The following is a 15,340-nucleotide window of genomic DNA, read 5'->3' as shown; positions in this document are numbered from 1 at the left end:
CGGGCCGAGCCTCGCGGCCGGACCCAGGTGCCGGGATCCGTCAGTAGACCGTGACGTGCACGTGGTCGTAGTGGTTGGCGGTGACCGACCCGCGGTCGGACATCGCGCGCCACCCCTCGCCGGAGCGCTCCACCGACCAGATCTTCTGGGCGTAGATGATGTACTCGATCCCCAGCGCGCCGTAGTTGGCGCGCAGGAAGTCGGCGATCGCCCAGCCGGTGGCGCCGCTGACCATGATGTCGATCGCGCGGCCCTGGCCGTGCTCGCCGTCGCCGCGCCACGTGCCGTAGCTGGTGATCGAGGGCCAGTTGGCGCAGACCACCTCGTGGATCTCGTGGAGCGACGCGCGCCCGGCCTCGATCGAGGAGCCGTTGGCGCAGGATCCGCCCAGGCTCGGGCCGGAGGCGGCCCGCTTGGCCTCGACGACCTTCTCGGGCTTCGGCTTCTTCTGGCTGAGGTAGTCGGCGGTGACCCAGCGCGACTGACCGTCGACGACGATCTGGGCGCGACCGAGCTGCTGGCGACCGGTGATGGAGACCCGCTTCAGCGCCGCGACCAGGCCGAGCTTGTCCGCCTTGTCCGACGGGCCCTCCCAGAGGTTGAGCGGCGCGGTGGTCCACATCGTGTCGTCGAGCCTCTTGGCGAGCCGGCGGGCCTTGCGGTCCACGCTCATGTCCTCGCGGGCGGCAGCCTCGGCCCTGGCCGCGTGACGGATCTGCGAGCGGGACACGGGGGTCCCGCTGCGGCGGCTGAGCGCCGTGGCGCCCGCCGCCGAGGAGCCGGCCGCGGCGTTGTCGGCCTGGTCGGTGGTGGCCGACGACGTGCCGGAGGCCGCGAGCAGGCTGTCATCGGGGCTCGCCGGCGCTGCGGCGAGGACGCCCATGGTCACCGCGGACAACGTCGCCACCACGGCGAGCGGCGCGGACACCAGGACGGAACGGGGGACTCGGGACGGACGGGGGGAGATAGCAGGGGCTTCCCGCTTGTGGCGATGCTGAGCCACAGCGCTGATCCTTTGCACTTGCTGACGGGGGACGGTGCGCCGAACCACGAGGTGGAACCAGGGGAAGGACTCGTGCCCACGTCGACGCGGATCATCGAGTGAAGCACAGGATTCTCGGCCTGTCCCAATCTCCCCCAGTTAATTTCGGCGTGTTCCGACTCACCCCTACGGATGCGCGCATACGCCGACCCCACCGGGGCTCAGCCGCCGGTGGCCTCGTCGGCGTCCTCGCGCAGCTGCGCCCCGCGCCCGTCGGTGTCGTCGAGCCACCCCTCGGGGAGCACGACCTTCTTGCGTGGCGCACCCTGGCGGCCCCGCGGCGTGCCCAGCTCGCGAGCAGGGAACGGCGCGTCATCGTCGAGGCCGTCGAGCAGCACGTCGAGCGAGGCCAGCGAGTCGACCAGGGCCAGCTGGTGGCGCAGCTCGCCCCCGGCCGGGAAGCCCTTGAGGTACCAGGCGATGTGCTTGCGGAACTCCTTGCAGCCCCGCTCCTGGCCCATGTGCTCGGAGAGCAGCTCGGCGTGGCGGCGCATCATCGCCTTCACCTCGCCGAGCCTCGGCAGGGTCGCGACGGCCTCGCCGTGGAAGGCAGCGGCCAGGTCGCGGAAGAGCCAGGGTCGGCCGAGGCAGCCGCGGCCCACGACGACGCCCGCGGCGCCGGTCTGCTCGACCATCCGCAGCGCGTCTGCCGCCTCCCAGATGTCGCCGTTGCCCAGCACGGGGATGTCGACGTGGTCGACGAGCGCGGCGATGGCGTCCCAGTCGGCCTGGCCGGAGTAGGCCTGCTGGACCGTGCGCCCGTGCAGGGCGATGGCCGCGACGCCGGTCTCCTGGGCGATGCGCCCGGCGTCGAGGTAGGTCAGGTGGTCGTCGTCGAGGCCCTTGCGGGTCTTCATCGTCACCGGGACGTCGTACGGCGCCGCCGCGGCGACCGCGTGCTCGAGCACCTCGCCGAGCAGGCCGCGCTTCCACGGCAGCGCTCCCCCGCCACCCTTGCGGGTCACCTTGGGCACGGGGCAGCCGAAGTTGAGGTCGACGTGCGAGACCCCGAAGTCGGCGCAGAGGATCTCCACGGCCTTGCCGACGTAGACGGGGTCGGTGCCGTAGAGCTGCACCGAGCGGACCGACTCGAGGTCGTCGAAGACGAGCATCTTCCTCGTCGTCTCGTCACCCTCGACGAGACCCCGGCTGGTGATCATCTCGCAGACGTAGAGGCCCGCGCCCTGCTCGGCGCACAGGCGGCGGTAGGCGGCGTTGGTGATGCCGGCCATCGGCGCCAGCACGACCGGCGTCTCCACGCGCAGCGACCCCAGCGTGAGGGAGTCGGGCACGGCGGGCATGGGCCCATTCTCCGAGCGCGGGCCGTCCGGGCCCAAATCAGGCGGCTTCGGCCCCGGCCATGATCGCCACCCCTACTGCGAGGCTCACCACCACATGAAGGACTCGTGCGGGAACGAGATGTTGCCCCCGACGTCCGACGCGCGCTGGCACGACTGCGCGAGGTCGCAGCGCACGAGCACCGCACCACCGCGCGCGGGCAGCTGGAAGACGAAGCGCCGGTTGCCCTCCCACGCGGCCGTCTGCTCGTGCTCGGAGGTGATCGACCAGCTGTCCTCGGTGATCCTGCGCCCGAAGGCGATCGAGTCGAGCAGGGCACCGTCGCTCATCCGGCGCACGTCGAGGACGGCGGGGCTGTTGAACCCCGAGCCGGAGATCCGCAGCCCCACGGCGGTCTCGCCGTCAGGCGAGATCGCGAGCGGCGAGAACGGCGCGGCCCACGCGGGCTCGACGGGCGCCGAGATCGGGCTCGGGCCGTAGAGCCGCCCGGTCGTGCGCACGAACATCAGGTCGTCGCGCAGCGAGACCCAGGTGGCGTTCCGTGCGATCTCGGTGCGCGACGTGCGCGGCACCCAGTCCATGACCCGCAGGCGGTAGTGCTTGTCCTCCCCCCAGGTCGCGATGTGGCCGGCGTCGGCGTCGAAGGGGGTGAAGTAGCTGCTGCTGTAGCGGCCACCGAGGTAGTCCCCGGCCAGGGTCAGCACGCTGCTCGTGCCGCCGCCGCGGTCGTACGTCGTGGAGACGAGCATCTCGCCGTCGCGGGACAGCAGCCAGCCGATCGCCGCGTCACCTTGGCCGTAGGTCGTGGTGCGGGTGTGCCGCACCTCCTGCGGGGCCTTGCCCTTCCGGATCGCGACGACGCGGCCGAGGTAGCCCTTGCGCACGGCGACGAGCCAGCCCATGCGGCTCTCCCCCAGCAGCATCCGCTGCTCGCCGTTGGCGGGCGTGCGGATCGACAGCGTGTCGCCGCCGGCGGTGTGGATCACGCCGTCCTGCATGTGGTCGAGCCGGGCGTCGCTCCCGCGCGGGAGCCGCATGGGCGTGATCGTGCGGGTCGGCGGATCGTCCGCGCGGGCCGTCACGACCTGAGGCGGTGCCGAGGCCGCGGAGGCCACTGCGCCGGGCGCGAGCCCGACGAGCAGCGTGAGTGCGAGCAGTCGCGCGCGAGCTCCCATGACATCCCCCGATGCGTGCGTGTGGGTCATCGCCCACACTGCCACACCTCATGGGCGCGGGGACCCTCAGCAGCCGAGCAGCTTCTCCGCGAAGTAGCGGCTGATGCCGTCCAGGCTGACCCGCTCCTGCGCCATGGTGTCGCGCTCGCGGACGGTGACCGCGTCGTCGTCGAGGGTCTCGAAGTCGACGGTCACGCAGAACGGGGTGCCGATCTCGTCCTGGCGGCGGTAGCGCCGGCCGATGGCACCGGAGTCGTCGAACTCGACGTTCCAGTTCTGCCGCAGCTCGGCGGCGAGCGCCTTGGCCTTGGGCGAGAGGTCGGAGTTGCGGCTCAGCGGCAGCACCGCGACCTTCACCGGCGCCAGGCGCGGGTCGAGCTTGAGCACGACGCGCTTGTCGACGCCACCCTTGGTGTTGGGGGCCTCGTCCTCGGTGTAGGCGTCGATGAGGAACGCCATCAGCGACCGGGTCAGGCCGGCCGCGGGCTCGATGACGTAGGGCACGTAGCGCTCGTCGGCGGCCTGGTCGTAGTAGGACAGGTCCTTGCCGGAGAACTCGCTGTGCTGCTTGAGGTCGAAGTCGGTGCGGTTGGCGATGCCCTCGAGCTCCTCGAAGTCACGACCCGAGAACCCGAAGCGGTACTCGATGTCGGTCGTGCCCTTGGAGTAGTGGGACAGCTTCTCCTTCGGGTGCTCGTAGTGGCGCAGGTTGGCCGGGTCGATGCCGAGGTCGACGTACCAGCGGGTGCGCTCCTCGATCCAGTAGCGGAACCACTCCTCGTCCTCGCCGGGCTTGACGAAGAACTCCATCTCCATCTGCTCGAACTCGCGGGTGCGGAAGATGAAGTTGCCCGGCGTGATCTCGTTGCGGAAGCTCTTGCCCATCTGGGCGATGCCGAAGGGCGGCTTCTGGCGGCTCGAGGTCACCACGTTGGCGAAGTTGAGGAAGATGCCCTGCGCGGTCTCGGGCCGCAGGTAGTGCAGGCCGGACTCGTCCTCGATGACGCCGAGGTAGGTCTTGAGCATCATGTTGAAGTTGCGCGGCTCGGTCCACGCGTTGCGGGTGCCGCAGTTGGGGCAGGCGACCGACTCGTTGATGTCGACGGTGTCGGGGTCGTCGATGCCCTTCTTGGCCGCGTGGTCCTCCTGCAGGTGGTCCTCGCGGAACCGCTTGTGGCAGGACTGGCACTCCACCAGGGGGTCGCTGAACGTGCTCAGGTGGCCGGAGGCCTCCCAGGTGCGCGTGGGCAGGATGACGCTGGAGTCGAGGCCGACGACGTCGTCGCGGCGGGTGACCATGAACTTCCACCACTGGCGCTTGATGTTCTCCTTGAGCTCCACGCCGAGCGGGCCGTAGTCCCAGGCCGACTTGGTGCCGCCGTAGATCTCACCGCACGGGTAGACGAAACCTCGGCGCTTGGCGAGGGAGACGACGTTGTCCAGGGCGGTCGGGGCGGGCTTGGCCACGGTGGGTTTCCTCGGGGTGGGAGCAGGTCGGGCCGGCTGGCTGCCGGCTCGCGCGAACGAGCGCTCAGCCTATCGAGCGCGGCTGCGCCTCGTTGAGGTCGGTCCCCTCCTCGACCACCTCGTACGCGCTGGGCTCGTCGACCGCGTGCACCATCAGCGGCTGGATGTGCATCTTGCCCTCGTAGGAGCCGAGTGCCCGCCGGTAGGAGCCGACGTTCTCCCAGCGGGTGGTGAGCACCCACAGCGCCGGGTCGTCGACGTTGCGGCCCACCTCGCCGCCGATCCACCCGGGCTTCGCGGCGAGGATGTCGCGGGCGCGGAGTAGACCGCTGCGCAGCTCGGCCTCGGCGGCGGGGTCGGGACGTGGGACGCGGAGGCGGGTGACGACGAGCACGCCACCAGCCTAGAGGTGCACGGTTTTGACAATGGTTCTCAACCGGCGTGAGAATCGTTCTCATGTCGCCTCGGCCCCTCGCCCTCGCCGCCACCCTCGCCTCCACCGCCCTGCTCGCCGCCTGCGGCGGGTCGGGCGACACGAGCGGGAGCGACGGGAGCAGGCACTCCGCCGTCGCCGCGTTCTACCCCCTGGCGTGGGTGACCGAAGAGGTGGCCGGCGACGACTGGGACGTCACCAACCTCACCGCGCCGGGCTCGGAGCCGCACGACCTCTCCCTCGACATCCGGCAGACCGCGGCCGTCGCCGAGGCCGACCTCGTCGTGCTCGAGCACGACTTCCAGCCCGCCGTCGACGCCACCGTCGAGGCCAACGCCGGCGATGCCGCGGTGCTCGACGCCGCCGAGGTGCTCGAGCTCATGCCGACCTCCGACCACGACCACGCGCACGACGAGGCCGGCCACGACCACGGCGAGCTCGACCCGCACTTCTGGCTCGACCCGCTCCTGATGGCCGACCTCGGCGACGCCGTGGCCGAGCAGCTCGCCGAGATCGACCCCGACCGGGCGGCGACCTACCGGGACAACGCGGCGGCGCTGCGCGAGGAGCTGGAGGCCCTCGACCAGCAGTACGCCGACGGCCTGGCCGAGTGCGCGCGCACCACCACCGTCGTCAGCCACGAGGCGTTCTCCTACCTCTCCCGCTACGGCCTGCAGTTCGAGGCGATCGCCGGCCTCTCCCCCGACGCCGAGCCGACCCCCGCCGACCTGGCCCGGCTGCAGGAGCTGATCCGGGAGGAGGGCATCACCACGGTGTTCTCCGAGCGGCTCGCCAGCAGCAAGATGGCCGACTCCCTCGCCGGCGACCTCGGGCTCGCGACCGCTGTGCTCGACCCGATCGAAGGCCTCTCCGACGACACGGCCGACGACGACTACCTTTCCCTCATGGGCCACAACCTCGAGGCACTCCGCAAGGCCAACGGATGCCGGTGAGCGCAGGGCCCCCTCCGGTCGCGGTCCGCGGCGGGTCGGTCGCCATCGGCGGCCGCCCGATCCTGCGCGGGATCGAGCTCACCGTCGAGCCCGGTGAGTTCGTGGCGCTGATGGGCGCCAACGGCTCCGGCAAGTCGACGCTCGTACGCGCGATCACCGGCCTGCTGCCGCTGACCGGCGGCGCCGTCGACCTCTTCGGCACGCCGTTCGACGACTTCCGCGACTGGCACCGCGTCGGCTACGTGCCGCAGCGGCCGTCCGCGGCGAGCGGGGTGCCCGCGACCGTGTGGGAGGTCGTCGCGTCCGGGCGCATCACCCGCCGCCGGCTCTTCCGCCCCATGTCGCGCCAGGACCGGCAGGCCGTCACCGACGCGATCGACGTCGTCGGCCTCGCCGACCGCGCCGGCGTCGGCGTCTCGCAGCTCAGCGGCGGGCAGCAGCAGCGCGTCCTCATCGCCCGCGCGCTCGCCGGGCAGCCCGACCTCCTGGTGCTGGACGAGCCGACCGCGGGGGTCGACCTGGAGAACCAGCGCGCCCTGGCCGACGCGCTCGCCACCTTCAAGGACCGGGGAGCCACGATCGTGCTGGTCGCCCACGAGCTCGGCCCGATGGCGCCGCTCATCGACCGCGCCGTGGTGATGCGCGACGGGCGCATCGCCTACGACGGCCCCGCCCTCGACGAGGAGGACGCACACGGCCACCACCACCCGGTGGACGGCACCCACGACCACGTCCCCCACGTGGGCTCACCGCTCGACGGGCTGGGCGGCGGACGATGAGCGAGTTCCTCGACCTGTTCTCGTTGCCCTTCATGCAGCGCGCGCTGCTCGCCGCGCTGCTCACGGGCCTGGCCGCACCCGCCATCGGCACGTTCCTCGTCCAGCGGCGCCTCGCCCTCCTCGGTGACGGCATCGGCCACGTGGCCGTGACCGGCGTGGCCATCGGCCTGCTGACCAACACCTCGCCGACCTGGACGGCCGTGCTGGTCGCCGTTCTCGGCGCGGTGCTCATCGAGTTCATCCGCGAGCGCGGCCACACCAACGGCGACGTCGCCCTGGCGCTGCTCTTCTACGGCGGCCTGGCGGGCGGCGTGCTGATCACCGGGCTCGCCGGTCAGGGCGCGGCACGGCTCCAGGAGTTCCTCTTCGGCTCGTTGACCAGCATCACCGCCGGCGACGTGTGGTTCACCCTCGGCCTGACCGTGGTGCTGCTCGGGGCGACCCTGGGCCTGCTCCCCCAGCTCTTCGCCGTCGCGAGCGACCCCGACTTCGCCCGGGTCGCGGGACTGAGGGTGCGCTTCTACAACCTGCTCGTCGCCGTGCTGGCCGCGGTGACGGTCACCGTCGCGATGCGCACGGTCGGCCTGCTCCTGGTCTCGGCACTCATGGTGGTGCCGGTCGCCACCGCTCAGCAGCTCGCCCGCTCCTTCCGCACGACCATCGCCGGGGCGATGGTGGTCGGCGTCCTGGCCGCCCTCGGCGGACTGCTGCTGAGCGCCGCCCTGTCGTTCCGCGCGACGGTGGCCCCGGGGCCCACCATCGTGCTGCTGGCCCTCGTGATGTTCGCCTCGACGTGGCCGATCGGCGTGTGGCTGCGACGCCGGCGGCGGCTCCACTCGCCGTTCCCCAGCGTGACGGTCGCAGACCACACCGTCACCGACGAGCACCCGCACGAGCACGGCACGGACTGCGGCCACCCCGCGGTGCCGCACGACGACCACGTCGACTACGTGCACGACGGCCACCGCCACGCCGCCCACGGAGAGCACTATGACGAGCACTGACCCGAGCCCGCGGCCCTCGGTGCGGCCCACCCGCCAGCGTCGCGCGGTGGCGGCCGCGCTGGCCGGGTTCGACGACTTCCGCAGCGCGCAGGAGATCCACGACCTGATCTCACGACAGGGCGACTCGGTGGGGCTGGCGACCGTCTATCGCACCCTGGCCGCGCTGGCGGACACCGGCGAGGTCGACATGCTGCGCAACGAGGACGGCGAGGCGATCTGGCGCAGGTGCTCCGACACGCACCACCACCACCTCGTCTGCCGCGCCTGCGGCGCGACCGTGGAGGTCGAGGGCCCGGCCGTGGAACGCTGGACCAACGCGATCGCGACCGAGCACGGGTTCGCCGACATCAGCCACACGCTGGAGATCTTCGGGACCTGCCCGGCCTGCCGCTAGCCCTGCTGCTCGTTGGGCAGGGCGCCGCCGTAGCGCCGGTCCCGGCTGGCGTAGGTCTCGATGGCCGACCACAGGTGGCGCCGGTCGACGTCGGGCCACAGCACGTTGGTGAAGACCATCTCGCTGTAGGCCGCCTGCCAGAGCATGAAGTTGGACAGCCGCTGCTCCCCCGACGTGCGCCAGACGAGGTCGGCGTCGGGCAGCTCGGGGACGTAGAGGTGACGAGCGAAGGTCCTCTCGTCGATCTTGTCGGGATTCAGCCGTCCAGCGGCGACCTCGCGGCCGATCGAGCGGGCGGCGTCGGCGAGCTCGGCCCGGCCGCCGTAGTTGACGCACATCGTCAGGGTCAGGACGTCGTTGTCCTTGGTCATCTCCTCGGCGACCTGGAGCTCCCTGATCACCGACTTCCACAGCCGCGGCGCGCGGCCCGCCCACCGCACCCGTACGCCGAGCTCGTGCATCTCGTCGCGGCGGCGTCTGATCACGTCGCGGTTGAACCCCATCAGGAAGCGCACCTCGTCGGGCGAGCGCGACCAGTTCTCGGTGGAGAACGCGTAGGCGGAGATCGCCTTCACTCCGATCTCGATGGCTCCCTCGACGACGTCGAAGAGCGTGCTCTCGCCCTCCTCGTGCCCCTTGGTGCGCGGGAGCCCGCGCTGCTTGGCCCACCGGCCGTTGCCGTCCATGATGATCGCGACGTGCTCGGGCACCAGGTCGCGCTGCACCTGCGGCGGCGTCGCCCCACTCGGATGCGGTGTCGGCGGCCTCACCTCTCGCTTCACGGTGGAGAGCCTAGAACGGCGGCCCGTCCGAGCGCCGAGCCGGCCGGGCTGGACCCTGAGTCGCCCAGAGACTCAACGCGCATCCCGGGCGTGTCGCGGGCCGCCCCTGCCGCACGCTGGACTCTGAGTCGCCCAGAGACTCAACGCGCATCCCGGGCGTGTCGCAGAGTCGGGCAGCCGGCACTGGGCCTTGAGTCGCTGGGAGACTCAAGGGCCAGCGCAACGCGGGCGTCATGAGATCTCGCGGTTCGCACCGCGGATTCCCCTGACGTCAGCCCAGGCGAGTCGATCGGCCGGTCAGCGCTCGACATAGGCCATCGAGCGCAGGCCGCGCTCGAGGTGCCAGGCGAGGTAGGCCGAGACGAGGTTGCTCGCCTCGCGCAGGTGGCGCGGGTCGGCGGCGTGGACGACCGGCCAGTCGCCGACGAGGAGGGCGCCCAGCACCAGCACCGTCTCGGCGGCGGGGGTGGCCGAGCCCGGCAGCCGGTCGGAGGCGCACAGCACGCCACCGGCGGAGGGGTTGAAGAAGCGGTGCGGGCCCTCGACGCCGCACTGGACGCAGTGGTCGAACGACGGCGCGTAGCCGGCGACCGACAGCGAGCGCAGGAGGTAGGAGTCGAGCACCTGCTTGGCCGGGTGCTCGCCGCCGGCCATCGCGCGCAGGCCACCCACGAGCAGCAGGAACTGCTGCACCGCCGGCTCCTTCTCCTCCGTGACCAGCCGCTCGGCGGTCTCGAGCATCACGGTGCCGGCGGTGTAGCGGTCGTAGTCGAGCCCAAGCCGGGCATGGAACGGGTCGAGGGTCTCGGCCTGGGTGATCACGTCGAGGCTGCGGCCCTCGGCGAGCTGGAGGTCGACGTGGGTGAACGGCTCGAGGCGCGAGCCCCAGCGCGACGTCGTACGCCGCACGCCCTTGGCGACCGCGCGCACGCGCCCGTGCTGACGCGTCAGCAGGGTGATGATGCGGTCGGCCTCGCCCAGCTTGTGGGTGCGGAGCACGACCGCCTCGTCGCGGTAGAGGGGCACCCGTCCATTGTCCCCCACCGGCTGCGTCCGGAGCCTGCCGGACGCCGCGCGGCGCGTCAGCGTGTCCGGGAACCGGAGTCGCTCGTGGCCGGCTGGTCGCTCCAGCAGTCCAGGGCGAAGTCGGTCGCGGCGGCGGTGAGCCGCTCGGGGCGCAGGCGCCACTCGAGGATGGAGGACGCCCGCTCCAGGCGTGCGTGGGGCAGCTCGGCGGCCAGCATGTCGGCGTCGACGAAGGGGTGGATCGGGTCGACCGGGTGGCCGATGAGGAGCACCGGGGCCTGGATCCGGCGGCGCTGGCTCGACGACGGGGCGATGCGACCGAAGATGACCCCGTGGAGCACCGAGGCGACGGCATCGGCGCGGTGGTCGAGGGTGTCGAGCCCGATCCCCGCCCAGAACGGGACGATGCCACGAGGCACCGACCGCGCCAGCCGCTGCACGGTGTTGGCGGTGACCGGGAGGTAGCGCGCGGCCAGCATGATGGGGACGAACGCGAGGACGCCGGCCACCAGCGCGTTGTTGAGCACCGGCATCTCCACGAGCAGACCCCGCACCCGCTCGGGCGCGATGACCGCCACCTCGAGCGAGACGTTGGCGCCCAGCGACGTGCCGCCGATGACCGCCTGGTCGGCGCCGAGGTGGTCGAGCAGCTCCACCACCTGCTCGCCGAAGGACGTCATCGAGTAGACGAGCGGGTCGGCCGGCTGGTCCGAGCGGCCGTGGCCCAGCAGGTCGAGCGTCACCACGTGCAGCCCCCGCACGGCCATCGCCCGGGCCAGCGGCTGCTGCATCCGCCGCGGCATGAGCAGCCCGTGCAGCAGCACCACCCAGTCGTCGCCCGAGCCGTACTCGGTGTACTCCAGTCGGTCGCGCCCGCCGTCGGACTCGACGAAGAACTGGCCGACCCGCTCGCTGACCACCATGGCGCGAATCTAGCGCCGCCGGCGCTCAGGCGCGGTTGATCGCGCTGATGACGGCCTTGAGCGAGGCGGTGACGATGTTGGCGTCGAGCCCCACGCCCCAGAGCACCTTGTCGCCGACCGCGCACTCGACGTACGCCGCGGCGGTGGCGTCGCCACCGGCCGACAGGGCGTGCTCGGCGTAGTCGAGGACGCGTACGTCGCCGCGGCCGACGTAGGCCGGGTTGCCGGCCGCCTGCTCGGCCTCGACGAGCTCGTTGAGCGCGTTGGTGAAGGCGTTGATGGGCCCGTTGCCGGAGCCCGTGAGCTCGCGCCGCTCGCCGTCGACGTAGACGTGGACGGTGAGCTGGTCCTTCTCCCCCGCAGCGCTGGAGGTGTGGACCGAGTCGAGCTTGAGCGGCGCCTCGCGGTCGAGGTACTCGCTGCGGAAGGCGGCCCAGATCGCGGCCGGGGCGACCTCTCCGCCCTCGGCGTCGGTGCGCTGCTGGATGACCCGGCTGAACTCGATCTGCGCGCGACGCGGCAGGTCGAGCTTGTGCTCGTGCTTGAGGATGTAGGCCACGCCGCCCTTGCCCGACTGGCTGTTGACCCGGATGACCGCCTCGTAGGTGCGGCCGACGTCCTTGGGGTCGATGGGCAGGTAGGGCACCGCCCACTCGTGGTCGTCGACCGGGACGCCGGCGCGCTGGGCGTCGGCCTCCAGCGCCTCGAACCCCTTCTTGATCGCGTCCTGGTGGGAGCCGGAGAACGCGGTGTAGACGAGGTCGCCCCCGTAGGGGTGGCGCTCGTGGACCGGCAGCTGGTTGCAGTACTCCACCGTGCGTCGGATGCCGTCGATGTCGGAGAAGTCGATCTCGGGGTCGATGCCCTGGGTCAGCAGGTTGAGCCCCAGCGTGACCAGGCAGACGTTGCCGGTGCGCTCGCCGTTGCCGAACAGGCACCCCTCGATCCGGTCGGCGCCGGCCAGGTAGCCGAGCTCGGCCGCCGCGACCGCGGTGCCGCGGTCGTTGTGCGGGTGGAGGGACAGGACGACGTGCTCGCGGTGGTGCAGGTGGCGGCTCATCCACTCGATGGAGTCGGCGTAGACGTTGGGCGTGGCCATCTCGACGGTCGCGGGCAGGTTGATGATCACCGGTCGCTCGGCGGTGGGCTCGAACACGTCGAGGACGGCGTTGCAGACGCGGACCGCGAACTCGAGCTCGGTGCCGGTGTAGGACTCGGGCGAGTACTCGTAGAAGACCTCGGTGCCGGGGACGAGCTCCTCGTACTTCTTGCAGATCTCCGCACCGCGCACCGCGATGTCCTGGATGCCGTCCTCGTCGAGGCCGAAGACCACCCGGCGCTGCAGGGTGGAGGTCGAGTTGTAGAGGTGGACGATCGCCTGCTTGGCGCCGCGCAGCGACTCGTACGTGCGCTCGATGAGCTCCTCGCGGGCCTGGGTGAGCACCTGGATGACGACGTCGTCGGGGATCAGGTCCTCCTCGATGAGCATCCGCACGAAGTCGAAGTCGGTCTGCGACGCGGCCGGGAAGCCGACCTCGATCTCCTTGTAGCCCATCTGGACCAGGAGCTCGAACATCTCCCGCTTGCGCGCCGGGCTCATCGGGTCGATGAGCGCCTGGTTGCCGTCACGCAGGTCGACCGCGCACCAGCGCGGCGCCTGGGTCATCCGCTTGGTGGGCCAGGTGCGGTCGGCCAGGTCGACCGGGATGAAGGGGAGGTAGCGCTGGGGCTTCATGCCGCTGGGGCGCTGGGGGTTCCGCTCGTGGGGCGGGGTGCTGCTCAGGGTGGTCATGAGTTCCTCGGTCTGCTCGAAGGGGCGACCGGCACGCGCCACACTCCGCAACGAGGGGGCCGGGTCAGGCCTCGCTGCGGCGGCGAAGGAGAAGGCTGCGCATCATGACGCAGACATGCTAGCCCGTCTCCACGACGGCGCGCCGCCCGGCTCCCGGGTCGTGAGACGGGGGGTCAGGCACGGCCGCGGGCGGCGTGCGCCACGGCGGTGATCTCGAACGGTCCCGCGCCGAGGCGACGACGCAGCACCGACTCGAGGTCCCGGCGCCCGTCGGGGCCGAGCGCGGCGACCGCCTCCCCTGCCGGACCGACGCCGAGGAGGTAGGGCTCCCACCACTCCTCGAAGCTCGAATGGGTGACGCTCACGTCGATCTCCACCGACTCGACGTCGTCGAGCCCGGCGTCGGCCAGGATCGCCACGAGCGACTCGCGGGAGCTGCCCGGGAGGTCGCCGCGCTCGCCCGGATGGTCCGGCCTGAGCTCGGCCACCGCCTCCCACAGCGGCCACATCGGCGCGCGCGAGCCGGCCAGGTCCCACACGGTGGCGCCGACCCGGCCGCCCGGCCGGGTCACCCGGGACATCTCCGCGACGCCCGCGACGGGGTCGGTCATGAAGTGCACCACCAGACAGGCGGCGGCGACGTCGCACGTGTCGTCGCCGAACGGCAGGGACTCGGCCGTTCCCAATCGCACGTCCACGCCGGGGAAGCGCTCGCCGCACGCCGCGACGAAGGGCTCGGACGGATCGATCGCGCGGACCCGCTCGACCCCCAGCCGCTCGACCAGCACGCCGGTCAGCGCTCCCGGCCCGGAGCCGACGTCGACGGCCTGCTGCCCGGGCGACACCTCGAGCCAGTCGGCCAGACGCGCCGCCAGCGGCCGCGAGTACCGCCCCATGAAGCGGTCGTAGGTCTCACCCGCCACGTCGAACGTCATGCCTCGACGGTACGCCGCGCACAGGCTGGGTGAGTAGCCTCAGCCCCGTGCCGCGCCTGCTGATCGTCCACCACTCGCCGACGCCGTCGGTCGCCACGCTGACCGAGGCGGTCGTGGCCGGCGCCTCGGACGAGGCGATCGAGGGTGTCGAGGTGGTCGTCCGCCCCGCGCTGGAGGCCGACGCCGACGACGTGCTGGCCGCCGACGGCTACGTGCTCGGCACCACCGCCAACTTCGGCTACATGAGCGGCGCGCTCAAGCACTTCTTCGACTCCATCTTCCTGCAGGCCGGCGGTGCGCTGACCGACGACGGGTCGGCGGCGACGGTCGACGGCGGCCCGAAGCCGTTCGGCCTCTACGTCCACGGTCGCTACGACACGACAGGGGCGGTGCGCTCCGTGCAGTCGATCGTGGGCGCCCTCGGCTGGCGGCAGAGCGCACCGGTCCTCGAGGTGCTCGGCGACGTCGGCGAGCCGGCGCGCGAGTCGGCGTACGAGCTCGGCGGCACGATCGCCGCCCTGGTGATGGGATGAGGCGCGTGCTCGTGGCCGCGGCCGCCGCGCTCGTGCTGTCGGGATGCACGTCGGGGCCGACCACGCCCGACGACGATCCGACGCCCTCGGGATCGCCGACCTCCGCCGGGAGCGAGCCCCGGGCGGACCCGGGCCCACGGCCCAAGGTCGGCGAGTGCCACGCGCTCACCTTCCGCCAGGCCGTCGCGGTGGTCGGCCGCACCGCGCCGGTGGCGTGCCGCAAGCCGCACACCGCCCAGACCTACTTCGTCGGCCGGCTCGACCTCACCACCAAGTCCGGCTTCACCCGGCGCGTGGACTCCGGTGCCGCCCAGCGGCAGATGAGCCGGGCCTGCACCCGGCGGCTCCCCGCCCACCTCGGGCGTACGCCCCGCGAGCTGCGGCTGCGGATGGTGCGCGCGGTCTGGTTCAGCCCGAGCCAGGCACGTGCCGACGTGGGCGCCGACTGGTTCCGGTGCGACGTCGTGGCGGTCGCGGCACCCCGCCGGCTGCTGCGCCTGCCGCGCCGGACCACGGGGTGGGCGGGCCCCGCGATGTGCGCCACGGCGCCCCCCGGCACCCCGCGCTTCGAGCGGGTCGCCTGCAGCGCGAGGCACTCGTGGCGGGCGGTCGCCACCGTCGACATCCCCGGCAAGCGCCTCCCCCGGCGCCCCGCGATCACCGACCGGATGGAGCCGGTGTGCCGCAACGCCGCCGCCGGCCGCACCGACGACCCGCTCGACCTCACCTGGTCGCAGGAGAGCCCGACCCGCGCCCAGTGGGCCGCCGGCCAGCGCTACGGGATCTGCTGGGTGCCCGCCTGA

The 15,340-nt window shown here is 72.2% G+C and carries 16 protein-coding genes; 6 read left to right on the top strand and 10 right to left on the bottom strand.

Going from position 1 to position 15,340, the window contains the following annotated elements; all coding sequences use genetic code 11:
- Positions 1 to 40: 40 nt before the first annotated feature.
- From JX575_RS07175 to JX575_RS07155, 5 genes are all read right to left on the bottom strand, one after another.
- On the bottom strand, positions 41 to 928 hold the full coding sequence (locus JX575_RS07175; protein WP_186341753.1) for an SH3 domain-containing protein: 888 nt from the start codon (positions 926 to 928) through the stop codon (positions 41 to 43).
- 275 nt (positions 929 to 1,203) lie between these two features.
- Positions 1,204 to 2,343 (bottom strand): tRNA dihydrouridine synthase DusB, encoded by a 1,140-nt coding sequence (dusB, locus tag JX575_RS07170; RefSeq protein WP_186341752.1) that lies wholly within the window; start codon positions 2,341 to 2,343, stop codon positions 1,204 to 1,206.
- An 84-nt stretch (positions 2,344 to 2,427) separates the two neighbouring features.
- Positions 2,428 to 3,516 carry a hypothetical protein gene (locus tag JX575_RS07165; protein WP_186341751.1) on the bottom strand — a complete coding sequence of 363 codons (1,089 nt, stop codon included), beginning with the start codon at positions 3,514 to 3,516 and terminating at the stop codon, positions 2,428 to 2,430.
- Between the two features lie 66 nt (positions 3,517 to 3,582).
- Positions 3,583 to 4,983, bottom strand: a complete 1,401-nt coding sequence (locus JX575_RS07160) for a glycine--tRNA ligase (RefSeq protein WP_186341750.1) — start codon at positions 4,981 to 4,983, stop codon at positions 3,583 to 3,585.
- Between the two features lie 64 nt (positions 4,984 to 5,047).
- Entirely contained in the window at positions 5,048 to 5,377 is a 330-nt protein-coding gene (locus tag JX575_RS07155; protein WP_186341749.1) for an antibiotic biosynthesis monooxygenase family protein, read from the bottom strand.
- 62 nt (positions 5,378 to 5,439) lie between these two features.
- Here JX575_RS07155 and JX575_RS07150 point away from each other — a divergent pair, with 62 nt between their 5' ends.
- Genes JX575_RS07150 through JX575_RS07135 form a run of 4 tightly spaced genes read left to right on the top strand, consistent with a single transcriptional unit; the run spans position 5,440 to position 8,546 of the window.
- Positions 5,440 to 6,369, top strand: a complete 930-nt coding sequence (locus JX575_RS07150; RefSeq protein ID WP_186341748.1) for a zinc ABC transporter substrate-binding protein — start codon at positions 5,440 to 5,442, stop codon at positions 6,367 to 6,369.
- On the top strand, positions 6,366 to 7,148 hold the full coding sequence (locus JX575_RS07145; RefSeq protein WP_241005373.1) for an ABC transporter ATP-binding protein: 783 nt from the start codon (positions 6,366 to 6,368) through the stop codon (positions 7,146 to 7,148). The genes JX575_RS07150 and JX575_RS07145 overlap by 4 nt, the downstream gene beginning before the upstream one ends.
- Entirely contained in the window at positions 7,145 to 8,152 is a 1,008-nt protein-coding gene (locus JX575_RS07140; protein ID WP_186341746.1) for a metal ABC transporter permease, read from the top strand. Before JX575_RS07145 ends, JX575_RS07140 begins: the two co-directional genes overlap by 4 nt.
- Positions 8,139 to 8,546 (top strand): transcriptional repressor, encoded by a 408-nt coding sequence (locus JX575_RS07135; protein WP_186341745.1) that lies wholly within the window; start codon positions 8,139 to 8,141, stop codon positions 8,544 to 8,546. The genes JX575_RS07140 and JX575_RS07135 overlap by 14 nt, the downstream gene beginning before the upstream one ends.
- Here the strand turns inward: JX575_RS07135 and JX575_RS07130 are convergent.
- The 5 genes from JX575_RS07130 to JX575_RS07110 all read right to left on the bottom strand — a co-directional run bounded on the left by JX575_RS07130 (position 8,543) and on the right by JX575_RS07110 (position 14,004).
- Positions 8,543 to 9,328: an isoprenyl transferase gene (locus tag JX575_RS07130; RefSeq protein WP_186341744.1), complete on the bottom strand. Its 786-nt coding sequence runs from the start codon at positions 9,326 to 9,328 to the stop codon at positions 8,543 to 8,545. The two genes, JX575_RS07135 and JX575_RS07130, sit on opposite strands and share 4 nt — an antisense overlap.
- Positions 9,329 to 9,625: 297 nt before the next feature.
- A complete protein-coding gene (gene recO, locus JX575_RS07125; RefSeq protein ID WP_186341743.1) occupies positions 9,626 to 10,354 on the bottom strand; it encodes a DNA repair protein RecO in 729 nt (242 codons plus the stop codon).
- A gap of 56 nt (positions 10,355 to 10,410) precedes the next feature.
- A complete protein-coding gene (locus tag JX575_RS07120; RefSeq protein WP_186341742.1) occupies positions 10,411 to 11,277 on the bottom strand; it encodes an alpha/beta fold hydrolase in 867 nt (288 codons plus the stop codon).
- A 25-nt stretch (positions 11,278 to 11,302) separates the two neighbouring features.
- Positions 11,303 to 13,069: a 2-isopropylmalate synthase gene (gene leuA, locus JX575_RS07115; RefSeq protein ID WP_186341741.1), complete on the bottom strand. Its 1,767-nt coding sequence runs from the start codon at positions 13,067 to 13,069 to the stop codon at positions 11,303 to 11,305.
- A gap of 173 nt (positions 13,070 to 13,242) precedes the next feature.
- On the bottom strand, positions 13,243 to 14,004 hold the full coding sequence (locus JX575_RS07110) for a methyltransferase domain-containing protein (RefSeq protein WP_186341740.1): 762 nt from the start codon (positions 14,002 to 14,004) through the stop codon (positions 13,243 to 13,245).
- Between the two features lie 47 nt (positions 14,005 to 14,051).
- Here JX575_RS07110 and JX575_RS07105 point away from each other — a divergent pair, with 47 nt between their 5' ends.
- Both JX575_RS07105 and JX575_RS07100 read left to right on the top strand, forming a co-directional pair.
- A complete protein-coding gene (locus tag JX575_RS07105; RefSeq protein ID WP_186341739.1) occupies positions 14,052 to 14,537 on the top strand; it encodes a flavodoxin family protein in 486 nt (161 codons plus the stop codon).
- On the top strand, positions 14,534 to 15,340 hold the full coding sequence (locus JX575_RS07100; RefSeq protein WP_186341738.1) for a septum formation family protein: 807 nt from the start codon (positions 14,534 to 14,536) through the stop codon (positions 15,338 to 15,340). The genes JX575_RS07105 and JX575_RS07100 overlap by 4 nt, the downstream gene beginning before the upstream one ends.

Origin of the sequence: Nocardioides sp. zg-1228 (assembly GCF_017086465.1) — a bacterium.
Lineage (GTDB): Bacteria > Actinomycetota > Actinomycetes > Propionibacteriales > Nocardioidaceae > Nocardioides.
The sequence above is the reverse complement of the archived record's forward strand: the minus strand, read 5'-3'. Positions and strand labels throughout refer to the sequence as shown.

Excerpts from the sequence above, each read along its gene's own strand:
- JX575_RS07165 (WP_186341751.1), bottom strand. The coding sequence starts at position 3,516 with ATGGGAGCTCGCGCGCGACTGCTCGCACTCACGCTGCTCGTCGGGCTC.
- JX575_RS07110 (WP_186341740.1), bottom strand. The coding sequence starts at position 14,004 with ATGACGTTCGACGTGGCGGGTGAGACCTACGACCGCTTCATGGGGCGG.
- JX575_RS07150 (WP_186341748.1), top strand. The coding sequence starts at position 5,440 with ATGTCGCCTCGGCCCCTCGCCCTCGCCGCCACCCTCGCCTCCACCGCC.
- leuA (WP_186341741.1), bottom strand. The coding sequence starts at position 13,069 with ATGACCACCCTGAGCAGCACCCCGCCCCACGAGCGGAACCCCCAGCGC.
- JX575_RS07135 (WP_186341745.1), top strand. The coding sequence starts at position 8,139 with ATGACGAGCACTGACCCGAGCCCGCGGCCCTCGGTGCGGCCCACCCGC.
- JX575_RS07120 (WP_186341742.1), bottom strand. The coding sequence starts at position 11,277 with ATGGTGGTCAGCGAGCGGGTCGGCCAGTTCTTCGTCGAGTCCGACGGC.
- JX575_RS07100 (WP_186341738.1), top strand. The coding sequence starts at position 14,534 with ATGAGGCGCGTGCTCGTGGCCGCGGCCGCCGCGCTCGTGCTGTCGGGA.
- dusB (WP_186341752.1), bottom strand. The coding sequence starts at position 2,343 with ATGCCCGCCGTGCCCGACTCCCTCACGCTGGGGTCGCTGCGCGTGGAG.
- JX575_RS07140 (WP_186341746.1), top strand. The coding sequence starts at position 7,145 with ATGAGCGAGTTCCTCGACCTGTTCTCGTTGCCCTTCATGCAGCGCGCG.